This is a genomic window from Christiangramia aquimixticola, assembly GCF_048285835.1.
Classification (GTDB): domain Bacteria; phylum Bacteroidota; class Bacteroidia; order Flavobacteriales; family Flavobacteriaceae; genus Christiangramia; species Christiangramia aquimixticola.
Map to the genome: position 1 here is coordinate 1 of NZ_JBLVTL010000087.1, position 347 is coordinate 347.

Below are 347 nucleotides of genomic sequence, written 5' to 3' on the forward strand. Positions count from 1 at the left end.
TTTTTTCAAGTAGGGTATAGCCTGAAGACGGACAAAGACGTTTACCACTACCTCACCAATGTAGCATCCGAAAATGCCGATGCACGCAAGCGTGGACTTTCCCATAGGGTCATCAGAGCCTTGGTGATTATTTGGGAAATCAAGAACAAAACCCAGCTTCGGGAAACCATCAATGATGTGATCAGTATCTTGAGAAATTCTTACGACGGAGAAAAAAATCCTTCAAAAATCCAGAAACTGAAAGGAATGATCCGTGAGTTTGAAGAAGAACTGGTATGGGCTCATTTTGGCGTACAAGTAAAAAATGTGCACCATTTAAGGCTTGGATTCTATACCGGTGACATTTT

The 347-nt window shown here is 41.5% G+C and carries 1 pseudogene; it reads left to right on the plus strand.

Going from position 1 to position 347, the window contains the following annotated elements:
- A pseudogene (locus ACNKXV_RS13625) lies at positions 1–347 on the plus strand (glucosamine-6-phosphate isomerase); the annotation flags it as partial.